We start from the raw sequence: 284 nt of genomic DNA, 5'->3' as shown, positions 1-284 counted from the left end.
CACACCAAACCCAAAAACGGTTTGGGTGCAACACAACGCAATGAAAGAATGAAAAATTCCTGTTGCTCGCGTCCACTATGCAGTATCTGACACAACACCCGCCAGGTGAGTGCAACACACGTTGCATGCCTCGGATGTTTGTCGGTGGTTGATAGCGGCAGGGAAACGCCCGGTCCCATTCCGAACCCGGAAGCTAAGCCTGCCCGCGCTGATGGTACTGCACTCGGGAGGGTGTGGGAGAGTAAGTTACCGCCGACATAAAAACAACAAACAACAACTACATA

1 rRNA gene is annotated in these 284 nt (G+C 52.1%); it reads left to right on the top strand.

Features of this window, described 5'->3' with window-relative positions:
- Nucleotides 1-140 precede the first annotated feature (140 nt).
- Nucleotides 141-258, top strand: a 5S ribosomal RNA gene (rrf, locus tag HMPREF2559_RS01580).
- Nucleotides 259-284: the final 26 nt, after the last annotated feature.

Origin of the sequence: Corynebacterium sp. HMSC072G08, from assembly GCF_001809185.1 — a bacterium.
Classification (GTDB): Bacteria; Actinomycetota; Actinomycetes; order Mycobacteriales; family Mycobacteriaceae; genus Corynebacterium; species Corynebacterium phoceense.
This window is presented reverse-complemented; position numbering and strand designations above follow the sequence as displayed.